We start from the raw sequence: 23,535 nt of genomic DNA on the forward strand, positions 1-23,535 counted from the left end.
TCAGTGCCCGTGCCCGTCGTGGCCGTGCCCCTCGTGCCCCGTGTGGCCGTGCCCCTCGAGGTGGAACGCGAACCGGAGCGAGGCCGCGGCGCCCCCGGCCGGCGTGATGCTGAGCACCCCGTCCAGGTGATCCTGCTGGACCGGATCGACCTTGCCCCGGAGCACGTCGGCCTTCTCGTCGTAGGCGAGCTGGACCTCCTTCGCCCCCGCGACGACGGGGCGGAGGCTCGCCGTGACGCCCTTCGCCGAGCGGGGCTTCTCGCCCGCGTCCAGCATCCAGACCGTGATGTCGCCGGTCTTCTCGAGCTTCACCTCGACGTGGCCGTCCCCGAGCGACTGCACGACGCCGCCGTGGGGCGAGCCGTGGGCGTGCTCTCCGGTCGGGTGATGCGCCGGCGTGTCGGCGAAGGCCGCCGTGCCTCCGGCCGGCACCGTGAGGGTCATCTTCATCGGCGCGCCACGCACCTTCAGATCCCACGTGTAATCCGCCTTGTCCGGCGCCGGGCCCTTCGCCGAGAGCGACCCCTTCGCCTCGTCCGGCGCGAGCGGGAGGGTCTTCTTCTCCTTCCCCTTCGGCTCGATCGTGATGGTGCCGGCCACGTCCTTCGGCGGGATCGGCGTCCGCACCGCGTCGCTCACGTAGAGGTCGACGGCGCCGTCGGCCCCGACAACGACCTCGACGTGGTTGTCGCCCTCCATGGTGACCAGGCCTCCGTGGCGGGGGTTGTGATCCGCGTGAGGGCGCTTTTCGCTCGCGACGTGGTCGTGGGGCGCGGGCGCCGCCGCGGGACCCTCCTTTGGGCCGGCCTTCGCGTGGTCGTGGCCAGGCGCCTCCTTCGTGGAACAGGCCAGGAGCGGGATCGAGACGAGCAATGAGAAAAGGATTTGGCGCATCGTGCTTTCCTGGAGCCGAGGTTCTTGCCCGGGAGAGCATGCCCCCGAGCAACGAGCGCGCCAAGACGCCACACGCGCGGATCCCGCGCTCCGGTGCTGCAGATCGCCCTCTCAGTGACCTCCAGGGTCACCCCGTTGTGACCATCTCGGTCACAGATCGCCCCCTCGCCGGGATCGGCGAGCGCGTCGCCCGGCCGGATCGGGGCCGAGCGCGCCTCTCGCGGCCCCGGTACGCGGCTTGCGACGCGGCCGGCGGTGTCCTCGGCCATGGCTCCGCCTCCCGCTCCGCAGCGCCTCTATCGGCTCCGCCGCCGGCTGCTCCTGGTCATCAGCCTCCTCGTCGCCCTGGTGGTCGCGAGCGGCGCCGCCACGGTGCTCACGGGCCTCGCGTCCCGCCGCGCGATCCTGGAGGCGCACGACCTCGAGGTCGCGTCCCGCCGGGCCGCGCTCCTCAGCGTCACCGCGCGCGAGCAGTACATCCACGAGGCCCACACGATCATCCTGCGCGACCGCTCCCACGTCGCGCACCACGACGCCTGGGTGAGCGAGCTCGGCGACAAGCTCGCCGAGCTGCGGCCCAGCCTCGAGGCCGAGGCGGCCGCGCAGCTCGACGACATCGGCAGGGCGAGCCGCGAGCTCAGCGAGCTCTTCGCGAAGGAGATCCTCCCGGCGATCGACAGGCAGGACTGGCACGCTGTCCACCACGCGCACGATCGCGCGAACGCGCTCGTCGACCGCATGACCGAGCACGCCGACCGCCTGGCGCGGCACTACGACGAGCGCGCCCTCGCCGCGGAGCGCCGGGCCGAGCAGTTCATCCGGTTCGCGCTGATCCTCGCGACGGCCGTCTGCGCGCTCGCCGCCGCGCTCGCCCTCATCGCCGGGCGCAACCTCTGGCGCTCGTTCTCCACGCCGCTCGCCTCGCTCGAGCGCGTGGCCGAGCGCGTCGCCACGGGGGATCGCAGCGCGCGCGTGGAGCCGGTCGCGGCCGTGGAGCTCGCGGCGGTCGCCGACGCGTTCAACCGCATGCTGGACGCGCTCTCGCGCGCCGAGGCCAGCCTCGTCGCCTCGGAGCGGCTCGCGGCGGTCGGGCGCGTCGCCGCGGGCGTGGCGCACGAGATCAACAACCCCATCGCCGTGATCCGCGGCTACGTGAAGACGATGGTGAAGGAGGCAGGGACGCCCGAGCTCCGCGAGGAGCTCTCGATCCTCGACGAGGAGGCGGCGGCCTGCCAGCACATCGCCGAGGAGCTGCTCATGTACGCGCGCTCGCCGGTCCTCGCGCCGCGCCGCGTGCAGGCCGACGAGCTCCTTCGGGACGCCGCCTCGCACTGCGACGGCCCGCCCGGGCGCGGCGACCCGCGCCTCTGCGTGGACGCCGAGCCGGCCTTCATCGCCGTGGATCCGCTCCGGATCCGGCAGGTCGTCGTCAACCTCGTGGCCAACGCGCGCGAGGCGACCGCGGGAGACGAGGAGATCGTCGTGCGCGGGAGGCGGCTTGACGGCGGATACCTCATCGAGGTCCTCGACCGGGGCGCCGGCGTCCCCGACGAGGCGCGCGAGCGGCTGTTCGAGCCGTTCTTCACCACCCGCCGCGACGGCACCGGACTCGGTCTCGCGGTCTGCTATGGTCTCGTCACCGCGCACGGCGGGACAATCCGGGCGGAGCCCAGGCCGGGGGGCGGCTCCCGGTTCGTTGTCGAGCTGCCGGGCGTCCTCGTCGACGAAGCAAGGGAGAGCCAGGAGCGCGCATGAAGCCGACGGTGCTCGTCGTGGACGACAAGGCGAACATGCTGACGCTGCTCTCGAAGGTGCTCGGCAAGGGCGCCAGGGTCCTGACGGCGCGGGGGGTGCGGACGGCGCTCCAGGTCCTTGAGACCGAGCCGGTCACAACGGTGCTCTGCGATCTGCGCATGAACGACGGGGACGGGCTCGACGTGCTGCGGGCGGTGCGCGCGCGCTGGCCCGGGGTGCCGTTCATCCTGATGACCGCGTATGCGTCGGTCCCGACCGCGGTCCAGGCGATGCGCGAGGGCGCCTACGACTACGTGATGAAGCCGTTCGATCCGGACGAGCTGCGCGCGCTCGTCGAGCGGGCGACGGCGCAGGCGGCCGTGCTGAAGGGCGAGCCGAGCGCGCCGGAGGCGCAGGGCTTCGCGGCCATGACGGGGCGCTCGCCCGCGATGCGGGCCCTCTACACGATCATCGAGCGCGTGGCGCCCACGGACGCGACCGTGCTCATCTTCGGCGAGACGGGCACCGGCAAGGAGCTCGTGGCGCGGGCCATCCACGAGCACTCGTCGCGCGCGTCGCTCCGCCCCATCGCCGTCAACTGCGCGGCCATCCCGCGCTCGCTCATCGAGAGCGAGCTGTTCGGCCACGCCCGCGGCTCGTTCACGGGCGCCGTCGCCGACCGCGCGGGCCTCTTCGAGGAGGCGCACGGGAGCACCCTGTTCCTCGACGAGATCGGCGAGCTCCGGCCGACGGTCCAGGCGAAGCTCACGCGCGTGCTCGAGGAGCGGGCGGTGCGGCGCATCGGCGAGTCGCGCGAGCGCAAGGTCGACGTGCGGCTCATCAGCGCGACGCACCGCGATCTCCGGGCGATGGTCAAGGCGGGCGCCTTCCGCGAGGATCTCTGGTTCCGGCTCAACGTCTGCGTCATCGAGCTGCCGCCGCTCCGCGACCGCGCCGAGGACATCCCGCTGCTCGCGCACCGGTTCCTCGCCGAGCGGGCGCCGCAGTCGCGGTCGGCGGTGACCGGGTTCTCGGCCGCGGCGATGAGCGCGCTCCAGACGTACCGCTGGCCGGGCAACGTGCGCGAGCTCAAGAGCGCTGTCGAGCGGGCGCTCGTTGTCGAGACGGCGGGCGAGATCCGGCTGGAGTCGCTGCCGCCCGAGGTGCAGGGGGCGAGCCCGCTGCGGCTCACGAGCTCGAGCGACATCGACCTTGCCCAGCTCTCGTACCGCGAGGCGGTCGACGCCTCGCGCGAGGAGATGAACCGCCGCTACCTGGAGGCCGTGATGCGCCGCTTCCGGGGCGACGTGCTGAAGGCCGCCGCGCACGCGGGCGTCGAGCGCGAGAGCTTCTACCGGCTGCTCCGCCGCTGCGGCCTGTCCGCCGACGACTTCCGCGAGGAGCGCCGGGGCGCGGACGGCGCGAAGAGCTGAGGCGAGCGATGGACCGTCCCGGAGCGACGAGGGTCGCGGGGGCGCTCCTCGCCGGCCTGCTCGGCGGCGCGTGCGCGGAGGCGTCGCCTCGCCGGCCGGGCAGGGCGGCGCCGGCGCGACGTCCGTGACGACCCCCTTCGTGAGCATCGGCACGGGCTTCGGGGGCGCCCCGGAGGAGCTGCCGCACACGTTCCTTGTGACCGGCGTGGTCACAGACGGCGTGGCTTCGCCTTACGCTCCAGCTCGCGCGCTGCTTCACCAGCCTGCTCACCTTGATCCATTGCGGCCACGCGGCGGACCGACCTGGCGTCGAGCTCACCGCCCAGCAAGTTGCGCCCGGCATCTTACGCGGTTCGCGCGACCGTAGCCGGCAGCCACATCTGCGTACACTGCACGATCAACAACGGCGAACCGCTCCGCTCATCCGACTGCGGCAGCATGGTGGACGCCGCGCAGGCACCTGCCCCCCGCGAGGGGCAGACGGCCTCGGGCTGTCCAAATTTCTGCCGATCCTCGAGTTCGGCAACATAGCCAGGCGCTCTCATGAGGACGCACGTACTGAGCCAAGGTACGCTACACATCGGCACGCCCCTTCCGCTCTCCCACGGGCGCTTCATATAGGCGAGCGGGGGCAGTTGATGCTCAAAGCCGCGCTCGTAGTGTTCACGCTGTTATTTGTTCTTCGACCTGGATCGGTCACAGCTGAGGGGCTGGAACCCGAACGTACACCACAAGGGCGATGCGACAACGCAGTAAACGATGGAGCGGACGTGTGGCAACTCATGTGCGGCGCTTTGGTGGCACCTCCCAAGACCAAACGGCAATGCCATGCCGAGCACAACGAAGGTCGCGCAAAGGCTGTGGCAGCCTGCCGATTTGTCACTTGCGAAAACGCCTGCAGAACGCTCAATGAACGATGGGATCTGTATTGCTCGGAGAGAATTCCACCTAAGCACCGAAAAGTCTGCGGGAGAGCACGCACGTTCGGCAACGGCAGGTGTCTTGCAGTATGCAGAGGACGGACGCTTGACGATGCTGAGGACGGTGGCACCATCGGCGCATGCAGCTCCCCATCGCAGAGCGAGAGCTCACGCTGAAGCGGCCGGACGGTAGCGAACAAGCGATCCGTGTTCTGCTGTGGAAGCCGGAGTTCAGGCATGAGCGCGGATGGGAAGTTGATTTTGAAATCCGAGGACCGGATGGCGAAGTCACGCGCTCTCATGGGTCAGGGCTCGACGCCTTTCAAGCTTTGTATGGTGCGTTGCACATGATACCGATCCTAATGGACGGTCTCAGTGCATTGGGCCAGGTGAGTGCGCATGAGGACGACTGGCACTGGTTTCCGTCTATTCCGCAACTGACGAAGCCGACACCAGGCAAGCCCCGCTCCGAGTAGTGGCTACGCGAGGGTCTTCGACACAGCGCCGACCCCGGATCGGGACGTCGAGCACCGGCCGGCGAGATCAGCTCGTGCCGGTCCTCTGCGGTTAATACGTCCTGTGCGGATCTCTCACCAGCGCCCACCTCCCCGCTGCATTACCGGCGGCCCCCCGGGTTCGTCATGCCGTGTGACCTCCGTGTGCCCCGCCGTCCGGGCACGAGGCTCCACGAGAGGGCACTCGGGTATACGAGAGGAACTGAGCCCTCGACGGCTGCTGATTCCGCTCCGACGCGTCCGACGCGGCTTCCGCCGTATCTCTCGCGCATGCGCCTCGCAGGTTCGTCACCGGGTTCGAATCCCGTCGCCTCCACCAAAAAGACACGGTGAGAGCTGTCGCTTCGGCGCCCATCCGAGCCGGCGTGCTCGCGTGGCGCGCACGCGGCTGTTGGACACCCTGCTGTAGCGGCCCGCATTCTCACCGAAGGCGCCGATCGCCTCGGCGATCGGCCAGGAGACGGTGCTCCCTCCCTCCGTACCCGAGCATGCGGCTGATGGCGGCGGCGATGTCCAGGAACCGGGCCTCGCCCGCCTCGGCGAAGCGGAAGTCGCCGGGCCTGCGCCCGGGCGATGACGAGCGAGTAGAGGTCCACCAGATCATCGATGTGGACGTTCGACCAGGTATTGAGCCCGCGGCCCAGGTGCACGCCGGCCTGCTGGGCCAGCGACAGATGGATCAGCGCGGGCACCTGGATGGAGGCGCGCTTCGAGCCCGTCCCCCGCCCGTAGAACATCGGCGGGCAGATGACGACGCCGCGGACGCCCTGCCGCGCCGAGCCCTGAACGAGGCGGTTGATGGCGACGCTCGCAACCTGAATGCTCCGGTTTCATGAAATGCTGGAGTTCCGTTCGATGATTCGATCCGACACAGGACGCCTCCTCGCCTTCTGCACGTCCCGTGAAACCTGGCGGCGCGCAGGAGGCCGTCAATGGCGCGTCCGCCGCCGGGGCCCTGTGCTTCCTTATGCGTCCGCCTTAGATTCTCCGCGGAATGGAGGGACCCATGACGAATACGACAAAGCTCTTCGCCTTGCTCGCGACCTGCGTGATATCCGCCGTCTCCGCGCCCGCGCTCGCGCTCGGGGGCGCGGGTACGCAGGCGGCAAATGCGGAGAATGCGGCCGCATCTCGGCTCCTGACGGTCGCTGGACGCGGGGAGGTGATGCTGAAGCCGGATTCGCTGCGCACGAGCATCTCGATCCAGGCGCGGGCCGCGACGCTGGCGCAGGCGCGCGCGGAGGCCGGGAGCAAGACGCGGGCGGTGATCGCGGCGCTGGAGGGCCTCGGGATCCAGGCGTTGCAGGTCCGGACCGTGGAGATCGCCGTGACGCCGATCCCGGAACGCCAGAGGCCGGGGGACGACACGCCGCCCCGGATCATCGGCTACGAGGCGGAGAGCAGGCTCTCGGTCGCCCTGCGCGACGTCACCGTCAAGGAGCTGCGCGCCCACGGCTCGCGTATCCTCGATACGGCGCTCGCCGCGGGCGCCAATGTCGTCGGCGGGGTCGATTTCTTCCTCAGCAAGCCGCGGGAGGCGCACAGGCTGGCGCTCGCCGCGGCCGTGCGCGACGCGCAGGAGAACGCAAAGGTGGTGGCCGGCGCGGCGAACGTCACGATGAGCGGGCTCCGCACGATCAAGACCGCGGCCGCGGAGAGCTACGGATATGCGCAGCAGGCCATGAAGGCCGACGTCGTGGAGACGGTGAACGGCTTCCCGGTCGAGCCCGGGGAGATCCGCGTGACCACCCAGGTGACGGCGAGCTTCCTGTTCACGAAATGACCCGGCTCGAGGCGCTGTCCTGGGTGTGAGCGCCAGCGCATCGGGCCGCTCGCAGCCCGCGCGGCGCCGCGCGCCTGCGCCGCGGCGCCGCGGCGCCGCGAGGGCCCTGGCGCTGGACAGGGGGGTACGCTATGGCCGGAGCGATGAGCGAGCAGCGTGAGGAGACGTCGGGCGTGGAGGGGAGCGCCGCGCGCGGAGAGGCGGGAGAGACGGAAGCGTCGGCGTTCCGCGATTACCGCGCCGAGGCGCGGCCGAGCGTGAAGGAGTTTTACCGGCTGAACCACGAGGGGCAGACGCTCGCCTTCGTCCAGGAGAAAGAGCGGCAGTACCTCGGGCTCGACCGCCGCCGGATGGGCATGTGGGAGGTGCTCGAGCTGCTCGATCAGGTGGTCGATGACAGCGATCCCGACACGGAGCTGTCGCAGATCGCGCATGCGCTCCAGTCCGCGGAGGCGGCGCGGCGGGACGGGCAGCCGCGGTGGTTCGTGCTGACCGCGCTCATCCACGACGCCGGGAAGATCCTGTGCACGTGGGGCGAGCCGCAGTGGGCCGTGGTGGGCGACACCTTCCCGGTGGGCTGCGCCTTCTCGGACCGGATCGTCTTCCCCGAGCTCTTCGCGCGGAACCCGGACATGACGAACCCGGCGTACCAGACGCCGTGCGGGATCTACGAGGAGGGCGCGGGGCTCTCCCGGGTGCACATGTCGTGGGGGCACGACGAGTATCTGTATCATGTGGTGAAGGACCACCTGCCGCCCGAGGCGCTCACCATGATCCGATATCACTCGTTCTACGCGGCGCACCGCGAGGGAGCGTACGGGCACCTGATGAACGAGCAAGATCGGCGGATGATGGAGTGGGTCCGGCGGTTCAACCCGTACGATCTGTACTCGAAGGCCGACGCCCCGCCGGACGTCGAGCGGCTGAAGCCGTTTTACAAGGATCTCATCGCCGAGCTCCTGCCGGCCGAGCTCCGCTGGTGAGGGCCACCTGTCGCGCTTGCTGGCGGCTGCTCGAGCGGGTGGCAGGTGCGCTCCAGGAGCAGGGCGAGCCAGGTGTGGGGAGCCCTACGGATTCGCCTTCGGACACACGTTGTTGCCAGAGCAAAATTATAGATTAATCGTGGAATTTTCCCGGAGACGCATATCCCTACAAGCCCGCATCGTGAAGCTGTAGGCTGGGGGGGATGGCGGCCGATCGACTGCCGCTTCGGACCCCCTCGGGGGCTGCCCGTGCGCGGTGTGGCCGCGGCGACGATCAAGGCACGCCTTCGCGGGATTTATGGCAGGGATTTTCCCTTTGGAGGATGCAAGCATGAGGTCAACACCCCTTACCCTTCTACTCTCGGCATTCCTGTGCGCTACCGGCTGTTCGGACGGCGGTGGCGACGGGGGAGGGGAGACCGGCGGCGCGGGCACGACGGGCGGCACGTCGGGCGGCACGACAGGCGGCACGGGTGGCGCGACGGGCGGCACGACGGGCGGCACGACAGGCGGCACGGGTGGCGCGACGGGCGGCACGACGGGCGGCACGACAGGCGGCACGGGTGGCGCGACGAGCAGCTCGGTCGGCACGGGCGGCGGCGGCACGGGCGGCGGTGGCACGGGCGGCGGCGGCGCGGCCGTCAGAACTCCTGCTGCAAGCGCCGCCACCATGAGGGAGGCCGGTGAGAAGGCGAACCCCCCGATCCTGATCGGCGCGGCCATCTCCGGCTCCGGCCTCGGTGATAACAACTACAAGCGCGTCGCTGCTGCTGAGCACAACTACGTGACAGCAGAGAACGAGATGAAGTGGGACGCGCTGGAGCCCAATGCGGGGCAGTTCAGCTGGGGCGCCGCTGACAACATCGTGAACTGGGCGCGTGACAACAACATGAAGGTCAAGGGTCACACCCTGGTGTGGCACAACCAGTTGCCGGGGTGGGCGAACAACCTGAACGGGGCGGCAGCGGTAGAACAGGCCATCCGCAGGCACATCGAAGGCGTGATGGGGCACTTCAAGGACCGGATCAAGGACTGGGACGTGGTCAACGAAGCGGTCCTGACCGACAGCGACACCGGCGTCGGCAATCCCCGCATGCGACCCTCGGTGTTCCAGAGAGCGCTGGGGGAGAGATTCCTCGACCTCTCTTTCCAGATCGCGAGAGAGCAAGACCCTACCGCCAAGCTCTATTACAATGATTACAGCATCGATGCGCTCAATGACAAGGCCGACTTTGTCTACGAGATGATCAAAGGGATGGTCGAGCGCGGAGTCCCGATCGACGGCGTCGGGTTTCAGATGCACATCGGGCCGCCGAACAACAAGGCCGATGGAGCGGCTGTGGCGGCAAACCTGAAGCGCTTCTCCGATCTGGGCCTGGAAGTGCTGATCTCCGAGATGGACATCAACCGTTGCGGCGGTCAGGTCTCCGCCGAGGAGCAGCTCACGTTCTATCACGACATCGTGGAGGCCTGCTTCGTGCTGCCCAAGTGCGTCGGCATCACCTTCTGGGGGATCAACGACGGCAGGTCGTGGCTCAACGGCTGGAGCGGGGCGCTGTGCAACGGGCAGAGCTCTCAGTCTCTGCTCTTCAATGACCAGTATCAGAAGAAGGAGACCTATAACAGGGTGCTGGACGCCCTGCTGGGCCGCTAGGGTCCTCCTCGCGCCGCGCGCGGCGACGGCCCGGTCACCGGTACAGGTCGCCCGCCCGCTCTCCTCTCCTTGCTCCCCGCCCTCGCGCAGCGGAGCTGCCTGGCGGCCGCCCGTCGCCACGTCGGCCGCGGCAGCTCCGCTGACCCATCACCGCAGATCCATCCCTGGGCGACGCGGTGCTAGCGCGACCCTCGACGATGTGGGAGATGCGCCTGGCCCGCGGGGTCCGCGACGCGTCCGGTGAGCATGGCCCATTACGTCTCGGTCTTCCTCATGTCGCTGTCGGCGATCTTCTTCGTCGTGGATCCGATCGGCATCGTGCCGCTGTTCCTGACGATGACGGCGGGCGATCCGCCGGAGAAGGTGCGGCGCACGGCGCTTCGGGCGTGCGCCGTCGCCGGCGGGCTCATGCTCTTCTTCGCCCTCTTCGGCGGCGTCATCTTCAAGGTCTTCGGCGTCTCGCTGGCCGCGTTCCGGATCGCGGGCGGCCTCTTGCTGCTCATCACGGCGCTCGACATGCTGCGCGCCCGCTCCTCGGCGACGCGCACCACCCCGTCCGAGGAGCAGGAGGGCATCACGAAGGAGGACGTGGCGCTCGTGCCGCTGGCCATGCCGCTCCTGGCCGGGCCGGGCGCCATCGCCACGGTGATGGTGCTGATGTCGCGCGGGGGCGACGACCCCGTGGCCATGGCGCTCGTGCTCGCCAGCGTGACCATCACCTTCGTGGCCTCCTACCTCGTGCTGCGCGGCGCGGGGCTGGTGCAGCGGGCGCTCAAGGCGTCCGGCGTGGCCGTGCTCGAGCGCGTCATGGGCCTCATCCTCGCCGCCATCGCGGTGCAGTTCATGGCCGACGGCGTGAAGGAGCTCTGGCGCGGGTGAGGGCCCGCGCCGCGCGGACTCACGTGAAGGCGTGCGCGTGGGCGCGGGCGAAGTCGCGGAAGGTGCGCGGCGCGCGGCCGGTCACGCGCTGCACGACGTCGGTGACGCGGTCCTCGGCGCCGTCGCGGATGGCGAGGTCGAGCCGCACGAGGAGCGCGGCGTACGGCGCGGGCACCCCCGCCTTCACGAGGTGCGCGCGGGCGGCGTCCTCGTCGACGCGGACGTGGCGTATCGTCCGGCCGGCGACCTCGGACACGATGGCCGCCACGTCATCGTAGCTGAGCGCCTCCGGGCCGGTGATGACGTGCGCCGCGTCGTGGGGCGCCTCGTCGAGGAGCGCGCGCGCGGCGACCTCCGCGATGTCGCCGGCGTCGACGAAGCCGACGCGGCCGTCGCCCGTCGCGGTCGTGAGCTCGCCGGGCCCGGCGATCCCCGCCCTGTGCCAGTGGCGCGGATCGATGAAGTTCTGCATGAACCACGAGGGCTGAAGGACGGTCCACTCCGGCGCGCGCTCGCGGAGCGCGCGGTGGACGAGGCCGATCCCGGAGCTCCCCTCCGGCACGGCCGACGAGCTGAGCAGCACGAGGCGGCGCGCCCCGCCCGCGAGCGCCCGCTCGATGAAGGGCACCATGACCGTCGAGGGGTCCTCGACCATCGCGGGCGCCACGAGGTACGCGCGATCGACGCCGCGGAGCGCCTCCTCGTGCGTCGCCGGGTCGGCCCAGTCGAAGCGCGCGTGCTCCACGCCCTCGCGCGCGTCCGCGTCGCGCGCCGTCCGGCTCGCGACGCGGACGCGCGCGCCGGCGGCCTCGATCCGCGCGGCGATGGCTCGCCCGGTGGTGCCCGTCCCGCCGGTGAGCAGGACGCGCGGCCCGCCGCTCCCTGCGCGCGCGCTCACGACGCCGCCTCGCGATGCGCGGCGAGCGCGCCGCCGAAGGCCTCGAGCACGGGCGCCGGATTCCAGTACTCGCGGTACCGCACGATCTTGCCGTTTCGCGTGGCGACGACCATCACGTAGTCCTGCTCGTAGCGCTTGCCCGCGGGGAGGATGGTCGCCGAGCCGTGCACCTCGGCGAGCGCGACGTCCGGGTCGGTCGTCGGATACCGCCGCACGTCCCGGAGCGACAGATCGCGGAAGCTCTCGAGAATGCCCTCGAAATGGCGCCGGATGGCCGGCTTGCCCTCGAATCGACTCGGCGCGCCGACCGCGGGCGCATACGGGAACTCCACGATGGCGTCGTCGGCGAAGAGATCGAGCCATCGCTCGATGTCGCGGCCGATGAGGTCGAGGTGGGCGTCGAGCGCCTGCGCGGCGTCGAGCGGGCGGGGGTGCGGCAGAGGGGGAGTCATACAAGGCCTCTTTCTTTCATGGTGACGAGGCCAGCGTAGCCAGGCCGCGATCACCGCGCGTCCAGCTCCACGATCCGCGCGTCCACGGCGCGCGCCGGTGACGGGGCCGGGCGCGTGCGGTACAGTCGATCGCGCCATGTCCGCCGCGTTCGACGAGCTGGCCCGGAGCGTCGCGCTCCGCGAGACCGAGGTGATGCGCTTCGCGCTCGGCGATCGCTGGGGCAAGCGCCAGCCGGCGCGGCGCGCGTCCGCCCGGGTGTACGCGGCGAGGAGCGGCGGCGGGTGGATCGACGTGGCGCGGCGGCGGCTCGCGCTCGGCGCGGGGGAGCTCGCGTTCCTCCCGCGGGCCGACGAGCACGCCATCCGCGATCGGCCGACGACGTCGCTCGCGCACCCGGAGGCCGTCTGTCGCGGGATGCACGCCGTGGCTGAGGGCACCCTGGCGATGGAGGCGCCGCCGGAGGCGCAGCTCGTCATCGTCGACCTGCACCTCGACGCGGCGGGCGCCCCGTGGATCGCGCTGCTCCCGCCCGTCGTGCACGTCACGGGGGCGACGCCGGGGCTCGCGCGCTGGCTCAACGAGACGCTCGCCCTGCTCGCGGGCGCGCCGGAGCTGTCGCCGGCGCTGCGCCGCTCGGTCGGCGAGACGTGGGCGCACGCGCTGTTCGCGATCGCGCTGCGCGACCCGGCGGCGTCGCTGCCGCGGGCGGAGGCGCTCCGGGACGAGCCGATCGCGGCCGCGCTCGCGCGGGTGCGCGCCTCACCCGAGCGCGCGTGGGAGCTCGCGGACCTCGCGCGCCAGGTTGGCCTCTCGCGCTCGGCGTTCGCGGCGCGGGCGACGGCGCTCCTCGGCGAGCCGCTCGGCCACCACGTGCGCCGGCTGCGCCTCGAGCGCGCCGCGGTGCTGCTCGGCGAGACGACGCTGCCCGTGAAGCTCGTCGCCGCCCGCGTCGGCTACGACAGCGAGCCCGCGTTCGCCCGCGCCTTCGCGCGCGCCCACGGCGTGAGCCCCGTCGCCTACCGGCAGGCGAGGCGGCGGGAGGACGACGCGCTCGCGACGCGACGGCCTGAGCGCGTATTCTCGATTGCATGAGGCAAAGCGCGAGGATAGGGGCCCTGCTCGTCGCGATGGCGGCGTGCGGCGGCGATGACGCGACTCGTCAGCGGTCGAGGAAGTCCATCAGCCAGGTCATGGCCGGCCGCATGGTGCCGTTCGAATGCTGGATACCCGTGTTGTCCCTCCAGGTCGCGCCGACGATATAACCCCACAGGGTGATGCCGGGCACGGAGGGGTGGTTCCAGAACATCGTGAACTGTTCCTGCATCACCCGGCGCTGCTCCGCGTCGTTCGCGATGCCGATGTCGTACTCGGTGATGTGCACGGGCTTGCCCAGCGCGGCCATCTTGTCGATGTACCCCTTCACCGTGTTCGTGTTGATCCTGTAGGCGTCGTGCGCCTGGGCGCCGAGCGCGTCGACCGGGGCTCCTGCGTTGATCACCGCCCGCGCGATCCGCATGAAGTTGTTGTGGTCGTTCTCGTACTCGATGTTGTTGTAGTCGTTGAGGATGAGGACCGCGCGCGGGCAGTACTCGCGGGCTCACTTGAAGGAGTTGACGATCCAGTCCCAGCCGCTGGCGCCGTCAATTCCCGGCCAGAGCTCTTTTTCCCACGACCGTGTACACCCATCTGCAACGGCCGTCTGCCCGGTTACACCATGGCTGTTGAAGCGGGTCTCGCACAGGCATGCCCGGCGCGAGAGCAGACCGGGCATGAGTCGATATTGGAACACGTAAACACGGTCCGAAGTCAAGCTCCTCGTGCGGCTGTTTCGGTCGTGCAGTCACGTTGCATTCACGGGTTCGCGACGGAACGAGATGCGCGCCGTCCGCCCTCCTGAGAAAGCGACGATGTGTCGATAATTGATCTGTGCAGCCAAGAGGACACCCTTGCTCCAGCAGCAGGGGCGAGCGCGCGAAACGCGCGAAATGCGAACGATGGCAGAGATCGCCATGGGGCGTCGCTGGTTCACGTGCCCCCCGACATCACATCCCGGACACCTCCTGAAGAATGCTGCCGACGTTGCGCCTTCCTCTCACGACGTGTATGACGATCCGCGCAGACGAAAGGTGACCGATGAGCAAGGGCCCTGACGTCGCGCCGCCGGAGGCCGATCTGCGCACGGCCGAGCACCTCGGCCGCCGCGTCGCCGAGACCACGCGTCAGCTCACGTGCGGCCGCCTCGTCACCGGACAGGTGGTAGGATGCGGTCCATGAAGCACGTTTCCAGGGGGATCGGGATGATGCGATCGGGCGGGTTTCCGCGGGTTTCGAGGGGGTCGAGGCCGGCATCGACTTGGCGATCGTCGGCGCTAACCCCGCGATCTCTGGTCGGCGGGACGATTCCGTGACGCTTCCGGCGGTGCCCTCGGCGCCCACGCGCGAGGCAGCTCTCGCGAGCCTTCCCCAACCCGAAGCAGCCCCGAGTGCGCCTCCGGCGACCAGCCCGCGCCAGGCGCTCGTCGCGACCCTTACGCAGACCATCGCCGCTGCCCATGCGGCCGGCGACCTCGCGACGGCGCAGATCGCCGCTCGCACGCTCTCGGAGCTCCTCAGCGCCCCGCAGTATGCGCCGCATATCGCGCCAGTGGTCGACCTCGCCAGCGCCCGGCGCGTCCGCTCTTAAGCCCATCCTGAACGCCACTGCGAGCTCGCTGGAGGCCCTTCTTCTCCCACTAGGCTCGGACGTACCACGAGCAGGCCTGCCGCCGCCGGGAGGTCGCCGTCGCGGGTCCACTGGCCCACGTCGCCGGCCGGGTGCCGTCGCCCCACGGGGAGGTCGAGGCGCGCGCTCTGCTGGAGCTGCTCTGGCTGGTGGAGCCCCGGGAGCGCCGGGTGCTGATTCTCGTCGGCGAGGGCGAGCGGGTGAGCGAAATCGCCCGGAGCCTTGGGATGCCCGTTGCGACCGCGTTCTCGCGGCTCCGCCGAGGCCGCAGACGCCTTGCCGCCGTGCTCAAGCGGTGGCGTCGCTTGCGGTAGACCCCACCTTCCCGGCCAGATCGGCATCGGCGAGCAGCTCAGTCAGGTCGCCCGGAGCCTACTCCGGCAACCTTACGGTTTCAGCGCAGCCGGGCGACTCGCGGCGCTTTTCGGGGCGGAAACCAGGTAAGCCTTCGTCGCAACAAGGTTCTGTATATCAATAGAGTACCATTCCATTAGCATGAGAACCTTGTTAGAAAGCTCAATGAACGAATCGTAATCGATAGAGAGGTATTCCCCGTGTGCGATCGAATTGCGCTTTGCCAATAGAGATTCATCGATGAGCGGGAAATATGGTTCATATCTGGATACGCTGATCCCAACAGAGAAAGCGAAATCACGAAATACTTCTGAATTTAGGTTCGATGTGTTCACTTGGCCGCGAGATGGTAGTTGGGCTCGCGCGGATAGCCGCTCGCGAAAGAACCTAGCGGCATCAATTAATGCATATGCCTTGTTTGCGTCAGTGAAAACTTGTAAGCACTTCTTTAGCGACTTCACCAAAAACGGATCGCTTAGCTCAATGTTGCTGTGTGCCTGGTTGGACACATACTCTATCATGTCCTCCGTGGTTGCTTTTATAAACCCCTCCCAGTGCGCGTAGACAATCGGTACGCCAGCGCGAAGCAGGGACTTGCGTCTTACGTCTGTGGCGCTGTGGATGGCATCCCTAATATTCGCAATCTCCATACGGCGCCACGCCAGCTGATCTGTGACAGCTTGGAAGATGTGCGAGTCGATTCGAAGCCTGCTCATGGAGCGAACCAATTCGGTGCCTCCGGAAGAAGGAAGGCCAGGCGCGATGTGCCCTTCACTCCTGCTCCCGTATACCTCAAGAATTTCTCGTTGGACCAAAGATTCTTGAGACGCTCTATAACGAACGCCGAACGCGTCTGGTCAGGCATTGCATCAATGGTCGTCAGGTTCGCTGCAATTCCGTTTGTAGCAACTTCATACGCGGCGAGCGTAGAAGCGCCCGTGAACCGTGCGCCATCCCAGCGGCTAAATGGGTTAACTATTGATGTTTCTTCAATGATCTCGAAAGTGCGCCGAAAGACTTCGCCTTCATAGTCTTTGGTAAATTTGGAGTCAGATGCCATGTCGAGCGAGGTCTGATCGAGAAATTCGTGGATGTTGTATTTGCTGTCGTAATCCGCATACCTATAAGAAAGAAACCGGATCACGAGTTCCTGCGGGTATTGGCGCGAGCGCGCGCGTTCGGTTTGTCCGATCGACTTAACATAGGAGGGATTGGTGGCAAGTGACTGAACCCATCTGTGGAATTCCGGATTGACCATAACCAGAACGCAAGAGCGGACCTCTTGCTCCGAAAGATGGCTCCCGCCTGTGTTCAGCCGCTGGAATAGCTCGAATTTGGCACGACTTGAGGACTCTCTTTTTAGGATTTCTACGCGAAGCCTAGTTCTTTCAATCTCCAAGCGAAGATGCATCGGTAGGGCGATGGTTTCGCTGGTTTGTTTTGATTCATCCCAAGCCGCGTCTTTTAGCGAGGGAAGCAAACGCGTCCCGTCTGGAACAAAGGTAGGTTGGAGGGCGCCGCTGGGATCTCGCAAGATGCCCGCAAACTGAAACACGGTCGACAGGCGTTGAAGGCCGTCGATTAGTTCCCATCGTCCCAGTTCGTTTGTGAAGACGAATATTGGCGGCAATGGAATTCCGAGAAGTATCGATTCTATAAACGCAGTTTTCTGATGCTGTTCCCAGCGGAAAAGTCGCTGATATTCTGGATGGATGATGAGTTCTTGTCGTTCATAAATGCGTATGAGCTCACCGAACGACATGTCGAATCCGTCTTTTATGATGGTCTGCCGTGCGCCAGTTACCTCTTGGTCGAGCATTCTCTGAGTCCTATCCTCATGTGCGTCTAGATCGACATCCGTTCGATGCGGATGACGCGACTTGTTTGGCTATTCGTCGTGGGGATCACGAGACGCCCACGCGCTATGTCCGATGTGGGTTCATGAACCCTGCCAGCCTAGTGGCGACATGCTGCTGGGAAAGGGCTGGGCCAGATAGGCTCCGCTGTTGTACCGTGGGGCGGGACGACCAGAGGGAGTAGACCCCCGGCAGTCGTGGAACGCAGGAAAAATGTGGACTGCACGCCGTCTTGCGCGAGCACCCAGAGGTATCTCTCTGGTCCTCGCCCCTGCTCCAGCTACTCCCATGGCCACCACCGCCTACGAGGCCAGCGGAGATACCGTCCCGTGTCAAGAGGAGCCTGCCTCCGGTGCTCCCGCAGGGAGGACGCCCGGCCGCCGTGCTCCGGGCAAGCGGTTCCTGCGTCGTTCCGCTGTGGGTGTACGTGAGTTCCCCAGGATCCCGCCTGCCGCGAAGCACGCCTGCCGCGAGGCATTACGCCTCCCCGACCTCGACCACCCGCCATCATGACCCGGCCCGCTAGGTCGCGACGAACAGTCCGCAGCTGTCGTAGGCGAGCTCCAGCATGAGGCCGGGCGCGACCGGCAGAGAGAGGGTCTCAACATCCTCAGCGAGAGCGGCTTCGGCGATGGCGTCGAGCTCGTCAGGGGCGATCATGCCCGAGATATCGACGGACCGGGGCGCCGGTTGCGTACGTCGGAGGGGGTAGGTATCCGTCGCCGAGCCGCCGGTTCACGCCGTCCGCCGGGGAGCGAACGCCGATCTATCTCCTCCATGAGAGACTTAGGAGGTCAGAAAACGGATAATCTCATCCGCTTGCGTTGGTCTTGCAAGAAGTCCGGCGCAGTCGAGCATGAACATTCCTCCCGCGGCGTACCACGGGGTGAACTCGATCATCCCGGTGTCTATTAAGTGGAGGCTTTCGTCAGTGCCCGTCCACCGACGTGGCATCCCATTGCGAATCCAAGCCGGGGCGTCTCTGGTTTCAGGAGCGTCGGCCCGTACGTCCGTGCAATCGACGCACGCTATGCGGCACGCTGCGCCATGCCATCGAACCATTCTCTCAAGAAGGTGGTTGATATATTTGTCGCCAAACCCATAGCCGACGATTAGGAGTCTGGGAGACGATTGTAGGCAGCCTGCAAAGGTGCGGTAATAAGACATATATGGTTCTGCGGATAGAATTTTGTCGGGCTTCTGAAGTCCGGTTATAACTGGCCCGACTATGTTATGGCGTCCAGCTTGAGAGTGTGGGCTGGTGCGTGATCCGAAACGACTCGCGGCGGCATCTCGCGCGCTCGTGTAGTAGTACAGATCGTGTCGGTTGTCCTCGTAAGCAAATCTGTTTAGTCCAGCCATAGAGTCCCAGTTGCCGAACCTTATACTTCCATGAAGGTGCATCAGACGGGACTCGCTGGACCTCTGGAAGTCAATCTCATCGAATCGCTGAGCCGGCGTTCCGTCAACTGGCTTAAATCCTTGGATGAGATTAGGCAGAGCGAGCTCGATGCAGGTGTCGTAATTAAAGGTGGCGACATCTAGAGTAGAACTCTGTGAAATGGTTGTCCAGAAATTCTGGTAGTCGGGCCAATGAGCGCTCTGTGGCGCCTGTGAAGATGTGTGCTCAAAGAGTTCACAGAGCCAACGGACCAGGAGGGTAATGGCGATCTCCGGGACATCCCGTGCGACGCATAACTCTTTTGCGCGGTCGTTAAGTCCACTTGTGAATATCAGTTCGAGTGCTACGTGGCTATTTATGGGCGCCGAGTCTGCTTTTGCGAGGCTCACCAGGCACTCCAAGGCGTGCATCAGGTGTTCGAAATTCGGCTCGCCGTGTCGTTGTTTGAGTAGACTAAGGATGGTTTCAAAGATCGGTGGGTACGGTATATGTCCTAGGTGGCCATTCGCGATTAGCGCCGCCTCCTCCTGCCGCAGATGTTTAAGCACGCCGTTTGTTCCTGGAAGCTCCAAAGCCTGAGAGGCGCCTGCTCCAACTAGAACAGTAAGTCTATCCATGACTATTCACCGAATTAGTGTTTGCGGGCTGGCTAACTCGTGCAGCCTCGCGCAGGCATCCCGAGGTGGTTCTCTCGCCCTCGTTGTCGCTCCAGCTACCTCTAATAGCTACCCCGATCCGCAAGGCCAGCGGAGATGCCGTCGCGTGTCAAGAGGAGGTGCCGCCCGGCAGCATGGCCGGCCTCCGGCGCAGGTAGCGACGGCAGCCGCAGCAGCGGTGTAGCCCGAGTGCAACACGTCGTATACGACGTATACGGTGAGCTCCGGTTCGAGGCGATGAACCTGTCTTGCGCGTATTTTGTATACGACGTATACGATGCGTACGATGGCCGACCGCTCCCCAATGACCCCTGTTCCTGTCCGCTTTCGCCCCGAGACGATCGCTCGCCTCGACGAGCTCGCTTCGCAGCGCTCCGCGATGGCCGGTGTGGAGATCACGCGCTCCGATGCCGTGCGCCTTGCGGCCGAAGCTGGGCTTCGCGTGCTGCTCGACGGAGGGGCACCCGCAGCAAACGCGGAGAAGCCTCGCGCGGTGCCGCCGTCCCCCGCTGTCGTCGCTGAGCCGGCCAAGAGCATGTCTGACCTCGCTGAGATGTTCCCGTGTCTCCGAGGACTGCCCGGAATCCGACCCTGGGATCCTGGGAAGCTCGCCGACACACGGGACGGTGTCTATCCAAGTGGTGGCACGGATAGCATTATGAGCGAGCCGCAGGAGCGCCGGGATGTCTTCACTGCGCTGTCGTTCGTTATCGCCATCGCTCCGGAGCTCGGCGCGGCCAAGCCGGGAACCCCAGAAGGTAACTTCAGTCTCGCCCGCGCTACCGCGCGGATGTTCGGATTTTCGTGGATCGAAGCCATGAGTCCAGAAAGCAGGGCGGCCTTTGCTGCATGGGTGATGAACCCCCATCGCCCGCCCGCGTAGCGCGCGCTGGGCCCCCAGGTCGGCATCGCGGTCGAGCCGGGGGTAGCCCGCCGCTCCTCCGCGCCGCCTGGCTCGCCCTGGTGACGCGCCCCCTGATCGCCCGGCCGGAAGCAGCGTCGGTCGTCTGGACGGCTCGCGAGTGGTCTTTCGGACCAGTGCGCGACCACGGTACGCCGCTGGACCCCAGGTCTCCGCCCCGCAACGCATCACAGCGCCCTCGGTCTCGAGCACACACCTAAGGAAGGCCCCACCATCGTCCGCTGGCCGGCATCACGGTCGGCGGTAGCCAGGCGTCGATCCCCGCCGCTCAGCTCGTTCTCATGGCGCCCCAGGTCGCGCGACCGAGAGCAGCGTCGACCGGCAGGCGCTCGAGGGTCGGTACCTCGACCGCGCCCCTTCGCCCCGGTCTCCGCCCCGCGACGTATCACAGCACCCTCGATCTCGAGCTCCATGATCTAAGGAAGGCCCCCTCCTTCTCCTCCGGCCCGGCCCGGCATCCCGGGCGAGGGTGGCCCAGCGCTCCTCCCTGGCGCTCGGCTGGTTCGAGTAGCGCCCCTCAACCGGTCGGCGCCGGGTCAACCGGCAGCACGCCGGAGCGTGGGCACCTCGACCAGCGCCGCTCCCTGACCGGCGTCAGGTGCTGACGGCTCCTGAGCCGAGGGCACCCGGGCTGCCTTCCGACCTCGGCGTGCGCTTCGGGCGCCCGTCGCGATGCCACATTTTAAATTTTAACGCGCGGAAACAGCGCGTTACGCGGCCGAGGGCGCTCCGGACTCGGAGGGGATCGCCTTGACGGTCCACGACTTGCGGCAGAAGCACAGTCCTGCGGTCGCGGTACGCCGCAGAACCCTGCCGCGGTGCTCATGTGGATCGTGCTGCTTCTTGGAGGTGCCATTGAGAAAACCTGTTACTCGGGATGAACTGTCCAAAGCATTCTCGACGATCGCCCACTACCTGCTCGACTCGATGCGCGACGTGGCGAACGAGAATGCTGCCGGCGACACTAGCGCCGCCTACTACGACGCCCGGACCTCCCCGACGGGGCCGACGACCTTCCGGCGTGCCGCGGCAGCAGGCGCTTTCCCCTCATTCAGGGTCGGCCGCAAACTCATGGCGCGCAAGGCCGACGTGGACGAGTGGATCGCGACGCAAGCGCGCGCGCCGAAGCCGAAGGAGCAGAGCGGCGATGACGCGGACGCCGCCTTCTTCGCGTCCCTTCAGCCCAAGAGGCCGTCGCGATGAAGCAGGCGGACACGATGACGATCATCGTCGACACGCGCGAGCAGCGGCCGTGGACGTTCGGCGACGCCTACCGCCTCGAGCGCGTAGCGCTGCCCGCCGGTGATTACTCGATTGCCGGGTTCGAGAGCGTCGTCGCGATCGAGCGAAAGAGCCTAGACGACTTCGTGCACAGCGTCACGTGGGAGCGCGGCCGTTTTCTCCGTGAGTGCGAGCGGCTTCGATCGTACGAGCTGAAGACGATCTTGGTAGAGGCCGGCGTCCCCGATGTCTGGGCGCATCGCTACCGCAGCAAGACGACGCCGCAGGCGGTGATCGCAAGCGCGCTCGCCATCCAGCAAGACTACGACATCACCACGACGTGGGCAGGCTCGCGCGACTCCGCCGAGAGGATCGCGGCGATGATGCTCTCGCGATACCACCGGAAGCATGTGGAGGTGCGGGATGCACGCTGAACCGACCTCGGCGCAGCCGTTAACGGCCGGACCGGAGCCGCACCACGACGACGAGGCGCGTGCGGCGAACGACGTCGAGCCGAGCGAGCCGAGCGACCACGGAGAGGCGAAGGCAGACGCCGACGAGGCCGGCGATGAGGAGCCGATCTCGCGCGGCGACGGGCTCTGGTCGGATGCGTGTGGCGCCTCGATGGTGCCCGCGGAGCCGTGCACCGGAGGCGGTGCCGCGAACGGCAACGGGTCGCGGCACGTCGTCGTGACGCTGAGGCAGGGCACCGCGTCGGACACCGACCTCGCGAACGCGGAGCGCCTCGTTGCGATGTACGGTCGCGATCTGCGCCACGTCGAAGCTCTCGGCGGATGGCATACATGGACCGGCTCCCGATGGTGCAGCGATCGGGCAAAGACGGCAGAGCTCGCGAAGGAGACGACGCGCCGCTTGCTGATGGATGCCGAGGTCGCGATGAGCGAGGCAGCGAAGCAGGTGAAGCGCGCGCACGACGACGACGAGGTGGCGAAGGCGAAGGCTCAGCACAAGGAAGCGTCCGCGCTGTTCAACTGGGCGAAGCGATCGCAGTCGGCGCGCGGCATCGATGCGATGCTCCGCCTTGCGGAAACGGAGCCGATCATCCGCGCCGAGCCCGGTGACTTCGATGCCGATCCCTGGCTGCTGAACTGCCGCAACGGCGTGCTCGACCTCCGCACGGGAGAGCTGCGGGACCACAACCGCCGCGACATGATGCGCCGGATCGTTCCGGTCGCGTTCGATCCCGACGCGGAACTGCCGGTCTGGGATCGCTTCCTCGCTGACGTCACGGGCAACGATGAGGAGCTGAGCGCCTTCCTCCGCCGCATCGCAGGCTACACGCTCACCGGTGACGTCCGGCATGAGGTGCTCTTCTTCGTCCACGGTCCGCCGGCCTCCGGAAAGTCGACGTTCCTCGAAGCGCTGAAGATCACCATGGGCGACTATGCGGCGAAGGCAGACTTCGAGACGTTCATCGCCCGGCGCGACGCTGGCGGTCCGCGCAACGACATCGCGCGGCTCGCGGGCGCTCGCCTCGTGCTCTCGATCGAGGTCGACGAAGGCAAGCGGCTCGCCGAAGGGCTGGTCAAGCAACTGACCGGCGGTGACACCGTGACGGCGCGGTTCCTCTACCGGGAGTCCTTCGAGTTCAAACCGGCGTTCAAGCTCTGGCTGGCCGCGAACGATGCGCCGCGCGTGCGGGACGATGACCCGGCGATCTGGCGCCGCATCCTCCGGATCCCGTTCGAGCACACCGTCGCGAAGGAGAAGCGCGACCCGCAGGTCAAGACAGCGCTGCTCGATCCGGCGGTCGGTGGTCCGGCGATCCTGGCCTGGGCGGTGCGCGGGTGCCGCGAGTGGCGAGAGCGCGGTTTGGACGTGCCCGCGTCGATCACGCGAGCGACCGAGGCGTACCGCGCCGAGAACGACCCCTTGCGCGACTTCATCAAGGAGCGCTGCGTCGTCGCACCGGACGCATGGGTGGAAAAAGCGGTGCTGCGTCGGGAGTACGAGCGATGGTGCCAGGACAACGGCAACAAGTACCCGCTCGGGTCCAAACGCTTCGCGGATCGGATCCGAAACCTCGGCGCGGGTGAGGGCACGAAGCGCGTCCAGGGACACAGAACCCCGCGGGACGTCTGGCGCGGCATCGGGCTCCGCCACCAGGGCGACGACCAGCCGGGAGGGGCCGGCGATGCAGGCTTGTAGGCACGTAGGCACTTGTAGGGATCAGATCCGGGTACTTCCTCCAGGTAAGCGGACGGGTCAGCACCAGAGGGGTTTATGGAAACAGCC

The 23,535-nt window shown here is 67.4% G+C and carries 22 protein-coding genes and 2 pseudogenes; 14 read left to right on the top strand and 10 right to left on the bottom strand.

Annotation, left to right across the window (positions count from 1 at the left end):
- Positions 1 to 894 carry a hypothetical protein gene (locus tag WMF17_RS04480; protein ID WP_437648298.1) on the bottom strand — a complete coding sequence of 298 codons (894 nt, stop codon included), beginning with the start codon at positions 892 to 894 and terminating at the stop codon, positions 1 to 3.
- A 267-nt stretch (positions 895 to 1,161) separates the two neighbouring features.
- Between WMF17_RS04480 and WMF17_RS04485 the strand changes: the two genes are divergently transcribed.
- The 3 genes from WMF17_RS04485 (at position 1,162) to WMF17_RS04495 (ending at position 5,457) form a co-directional block, all read left to right on the top strand.
- Complete coding sequence (locus tag WMF17_RS04485; protein WP_437648299.1) at positions 1,162 to 2,649, top strand: sensor histidine kinase; 1,488 nt, start codon at positions 1,162 to 1,164, stop codon at positions 2,647 to 2,649.
- On the top strand, positions 2,646 to 4,061 hold the full coding sequence (locus tag WMF17_RS04490; protein ID WP_437600721.1) for a sigma-54-dependent transcriptional regulator: 1,416 nt from the start codon (positions 2,646 to 2,648) through the stop codon (positions 4,059 to 4,061). The genes WMF17_RS04485 and WMF17_RS04490 overlap by 4 nt, the downstream gene beginning before the upstream one ends.
- A 1,060-nt stretch (positions 4,062 to 5,121) precedes the next feature.
- A complete protein-coding gene (locus WMF17_RS04495; RefSeq protein ID WP_437600722.1) occupies positions 5,122 to 5,457 on the top strand; it encodes a DUF6968 family protein in 336 nt (111 codons plus the stop codon).
- A 460-nt stretch (positions 5,458 to 5,917) separates the two neighbouring features.
- On the opposite strand, the gene WMF17_RS04500 is transcribed toward WMF17_RS04495, so the two are convergent.
- The gene (locus tag WMF17_RS04500; protein WP_437648301.1) at positions 5,918 to 6,100 is read right to left on the bottom strand and encodes a hypothetical protein; all 183 of its coding nucleotides are present in this window, start codon (positions 6,098 to 6,100) and stop codon (positions 5,918 to 5,920) included.
- Between the two features lie 16 nt (positions 6,101 to 6,116).
- A pseudogene (locus tag WMF17_RS04505) lies at positions 6,117 to 6,317 on the bottom strand (NAD-dependent epimerase/dehydratase family protein); the annotation flags it as partial.
- A gap of 185 nt (positions 6,318 to 6,502) precedes the next feature.
- Here WMF17_RS04505 and WMF17_RS04510 point away from each other — a divergent pair.
- From WMF17_RS04510 to WMF17_RS04525, 4 genes are all read left to right on the top strand, one after another.
- The gene (locus WMF17_RS04510; protein WP_437648303.1) at positions 6,503 to 7,279 is read left to right on the top strand and encodes an SIMPL domain-containing protein; all 777 of its coding nucleotides are present in this window, start codon (positions 6,503 to 6,505) and stop codon (positions 7,277 to 7,279) included.
- 143 nt (positions 7,280 to 7,422) lie between these two features.
- A complete protein-coding gene (locus WMF17_RS04515; RefSeq protein WP_437600724.1) occupies positions 7,423 to 8,262 on the top strand; it encodes an inositol oxygenase family protein in 840 nt (279 codons plus the stop codon).
- 331 nt (positions 8,263 to 8,593) lie between these two features.
- A complete protein-coding gene (locus WMF17_RS04520) occupies positions 8,594 to 9,916 on the top strand; it encodes an endo-1,4-beta-xylanase (protein WP_437648305.1) in 1,323 nt (440 codons plus the stop codon).
- A gap of 246 nt (positions 9,917 to 10,162) precedes the next feature.
- A complete protein-coding gene (locus WMF17_RS04525) occupies positions 10,163 to 10,795 on the top strand; it encodes a MarC family protein (RefSeq protein ID WP_437600726.1) in 633 nt (210 codons plus the stop codon).
- A 19-nt stretch (positions 10,796 to 10,814) separates the two neighbouring features.
- Here WMF17_RS04525 and WMF17_RS04530 read toward each other — a convergent pair whose 3' ends face one another.
- Both WMF17_RS04530 and WMF17_RS04535 read right to left on the bottom strand, forming a co-directional pair.
- The gene (locus WMF17_RS04530) at positions 10,815 to 11,693 is read right to left on the bottom strand and encodes an NmrA family NAD(P)-binding protein (protein ID WP_437600727.1); all 879 of its coding nucleotides are present in this window, start codon (positions 11,691 to 11,693) and stop codon (positions 10,815 to 10,817) included.
- On the bottom strand, positions 11,690 to 12,145 hold the full coding sequence (locus tag WMF17_RS04535) for a nuclear transport factor 2 family protein (protein ID WP_437600728.1): 456 nt from the start codon (positions 12,143 to 12,145) through the stop codon (positions 11,690 to 11,692). Before WMF17_RS04535 ends, WMF17_RS04530 begins: the two co-directional genes overlap by 4 nt.
- A 136-nt stretch (positions 12,146 to 12,281) precedes the next feature.
- On the opposite strand from WMF17_RS04535, the gene WMF17_RS04540 reads away from it, so the two are divergent.
- Positions 12,282 to 13,238, top strand: coding sequence for a helix-turn-helix domain-containing protein (locus WMF17_RS04540; RefSeq protein WP_437600729.1), 957 nt, complete (start codon positions 12,282 to 12,284; stop codon positions 13,236 to 13,238).
- 67 nt (positions 13,239 to 13,305) lie between these two features.
- Here the strand turns inward: WMF17_RS04540 and WMF17_RS04545 are convergent.
- A pseudogene (locus WMF17_RS04545) lies at positions 13,306 to 13,731 on the bottom strand (endo-1,4-beta-xylanase); the annotation flags it as partial.
- A 548-nt stretch (positions 13,732 to 14,279) separates the two neighbouring features.
- Here WMF17_RS04545 and WMF17_RS04550 point away from each other — a divergent pair.
- Both WMF17_RS04550 and WMF17_RS04555 read left to right on the top strand, forming a co-directional pair.
- Positions 14,280 to 14,420: a hypothetical protein gene (locus tag WMF17_RS04550; RefSeq protein WP_437604394.1), complete on the top strand. Its 141-nt coding sequence runs from the start codon at positions 14,280 to 14,282 to the stop codon at positions 14,418 to 14,420.
- Between the two features lie 540 nt (positions 14,421 to 14,960).
- Positions 14,961 to 15,182, top strand: coding sequence for a sigma factor-like helix-turn-helix DNA-binding protein (locus WMF17_RS04555; protein WP_437648307.1), 222 nt, complete (start codon positions 14,961 to 14,963; stop codon positions 15,180 to 15,182).
- Positions 15,183 to 15,254: 72 nt separating this feature from the next.
- On the opposite strand, the gene WMF17_RS04560 is transcribed toward WMF17_RS04555, so the two are convergent.
- The 4 genes from WMF17_RS04560 to WMF17_RS04575 form a co-directional block, all read right to left on the bottom strand.
- Positions 15,255 to 15,938, bottom strand: coding sequence for an MAE_28990/MAE_18760 family HEPN-like nuclease (locus tag WMF17_RS04560; RefSeq protein WP_437648309.1), 684 nt, complete (start codon positions 15,936 to 15,938; stop codon positions 15,255 to 15,257).
- Positions 15,935 to 17,041 carry a DUF262 domain-containing protein gene (locus WMF17_RS04565; protein WP_437648311.1) on the bottom strand — a complete coding sequence of 369 codons (1,107 nt, stop codon included), beginning with the start codon at positions 17,039 to 17,041 and terminating at the stop codon, positions 15,935 to 15,937. Before WMF17_RS04565 ends, WMF17_RS04560 begins: the two co-directional genes overlap by 4 nt.
- A gap of 559 nt (positions 17,042 to 17,600) precedes the next feature.
- A complete protein-coding gene (locus WMF17_RS04570) occupies positions 17,601 to 17,738 on the bottom strand; it encodes a hypothetical protein (RefSeq protein ID WP_437648313.1) in 138 nt (45 codons plus the stop codon).
- A 126-nt stretch (positions 17,739 to 17,864) separates the two neighbouring features.
- The gene (locus tag WMF17_RS04575; protein ID WP_437648314.1) at positions 17,865 to 19,097 is read right to left on the bottom strand and encodes an SIR2 family protein; all 1,233 of its coding nucleotides are present in this window, start codon (positions 19,095 to 19,097) and stop codon (positions 17,865 to 17,867) included.
- 325 nt (positions 19,098 to 19,422) lie between these two features.
- Between WMF17_RS04575 and WMF17_RS04580 the strand changes: the two genes are divergently transcribed.
- From WMF17_RS04580 to WMF17_RS04595, 4 genes are all read left to right on the top strand, one after another.
- Positions 19,423 to 20,019, top strand: a complete 597-nt coding sequence (locus WMF17_RS04580) for a hypothetical protein (RefSeq protein WP_437648316.1) — start codon at positions 19,423 to 19,425, stop codon at positions 20,017 to 20,019.
- 894 nt (positions 20,020 to 20,913) lie between these two features.
- Positions 20,914 to 21,261: a hypothetical protein gene (locus tag WMF17_RS04585; RefSeq protein WP_437648318.1), complete on the top strand. Its 348-nt coding sequence runs from the start codon at positions 20,914 to 20,916 to the stop codon at positions 21,259 to 21,261.
- Positions 21,258 to 21,713: an ERCC4 domain-containing protein gene (locus WMF17_RS04590; protein ID WP_437648320.1), complete on the top strand. Its 456-nt coding sequence runs from the start codon at positions 21,258 to 21,260 to the stop codon at positions 21,711 to 21,713. The genes WMF17_RS04585 and WMF17_RS04590 overlap by 4 nt, the downstream gene beginning before the upstream one ends.
- Positions 21,703 to 23,448, top strand: coding sequence for a DNA primase family protein (locus tag WMF17_RS04595; protein WP_437648322.1), 1,746 nt, complete (start codon positions 21,703 to 21,705; stop codon positions 23,446 to 23,448). Before WMF17_RS04590 ends, WMF17_RS04595 begins: the two co-directional genes overlap by 11 nt.
- Positions 23,449 to 23,535: the final 87 nt, after the last annotated feature.

Source organism: Sorangium sp. So ce362, assembly GCF_051519845.1.
Lineage (GTDB): Bacteria > Myxococcota_A > Polyangia > Polyangiales > Polyangiaceae > Sorangium.

Excerpts from the sequence above, each read along its gene's own strand:
- WMF17_RS04480 (WP_437648298.1), bottom strand. The coding sequence starts at position 894 with ATGCGCCAAATCCTTTTCTCATTGCTCGTCTCGATCCCGCTCCTGGCC.
- WMF17_RS04485 (WP_437648299.1), top strand. The coding sequence starts at position 1,162 with ATGGCTCCGCCTCCCGCTCCGCAGCGCCTCTATCGGCTCCGCCGCCGG.
- WMF17_RS04490 (WP_437600721.1), top strand. The coding sequence starts at position 2,646 with ATGAAGCCGACGGTGCTCGTCGTGGACGACAAGGCGAACATGCTGACG.
- WMF17_RS04495 (WP_437600722.1), top strand. The coding sequence starts at position 5,122 with ATGCAGCTCCCCATCGCAGAGCGAGAGCTCACGCTGAAGCGGCCGGAC.
- WMF17_RS04500 (WP_437648301.1), bottom strand. The coding sequence starts at position 6,100 with ATGATCTGGTGGACCTCTACTCGCTCGTCATCGCCCGGGCGCAGGCCC.
- WMF17_RS04510 (WP_437648303.1), top strand. The coding sequence starts at position 6,503 with ATGACGAATACGACAAAGCTCTTCGCCTTGCTCGCGACCTGCGTGATA.
- WMF17_RS04515 (WP_437600724.1), top strand. The coding sequence starts at position 7,423 with ATGAGCGAGCAGCGTGAGGAGACGTCGGGCGTGGAGGGGAGCGCCGCG.
- WMF17_RS04520 (WP_437648305.1), top strand. The coding sequence starts at position 8,594 with ATGAGGTCAACACCCCTTACCCTTCTACTCTCGGCATTCCTGTGCGCT.
- WMF17_RS04525 (WP_437600726.1), top strand. The coding sequence starts at position 10,163 with ATGGCCCATTACGTCTCGGTCTTCCTCATGTCGCTGTCGGCGATCTTC.
- WMF17_RS04535 (WP_437600728.1), bottom strand. The coding sequence starts at position 12,145 with ATGACTCCCCCTCTGCCGCACCCCCGCCCGCTCGACGCCGCGCAGGCG.
- WMF17_RS04540 (WP_437600729.1), top strand. The coding sequence starts at position 12,282 with ATGTCCGCCGCGTTCGACGAGCTGGCCCGGAGCGTCGCGCTCCGCGAG.
- WMF17_RS04550 (WP_437604394.1), top strand. The coding sequence starts at position 14,280 with ATGAGCAAGGGCCCTGACGTCGCGCCGCCGGAGGCCGATCTGCGCACG.
- WMF17_RS04560 (WP_437648309.1), bottom strand. The coding sequence starts at position 15,938 with ATGAGCAGGCTTCGAATCGACTCGCACATCTTCCAAGCTGTCACAGAT.
- WMF17_RS04565 (WP_437648311.1), bottom strand. The coding sequence starts at position 17,041 with ATGCTCGACCAAGAGGTAACTGGCGCACGGCAGACCATCATAAAAGAC.
- WMF17_RS04570 (WP_437648313.1), bottom strand. The coding sequence starts at position 17,738 with ATGATCGCCCCTGACGAGCTCGACGCCATCGCCGAAGCCGCTCTCGCT.
- WMF17_RS04575 (WP_437648314.1), bottom strand. The coding sequence starts at position 19,097 with ATGGATAGACTTACTGTTCTAGTTGGAGCAGGCGCCTCTCAGGCTTTG.
- WMF17_RS04580 (WP_437648316.1), top strand. The coding sequence starts at position 19,423 with ATGGCCGACCGCTCCCCAATGACCCCTGTTCCTGTCCGCTTTCGCCCC.
- WMF17_RS04590 (WP_437648320.1), top strand. The coding sequence starts at position 21,258 with ATGAAGCAGGCGGACACGATGACGATCATCGTCGACACGCGCGAGCAG.
- WMF17_RS04595 (WP_437648322.1), top strand. The coding sequence starts at position 21,703 with ATGCACGCTGAACCGACCTCGGCGCAGCCGTTAACGGCCGGACCGGAG.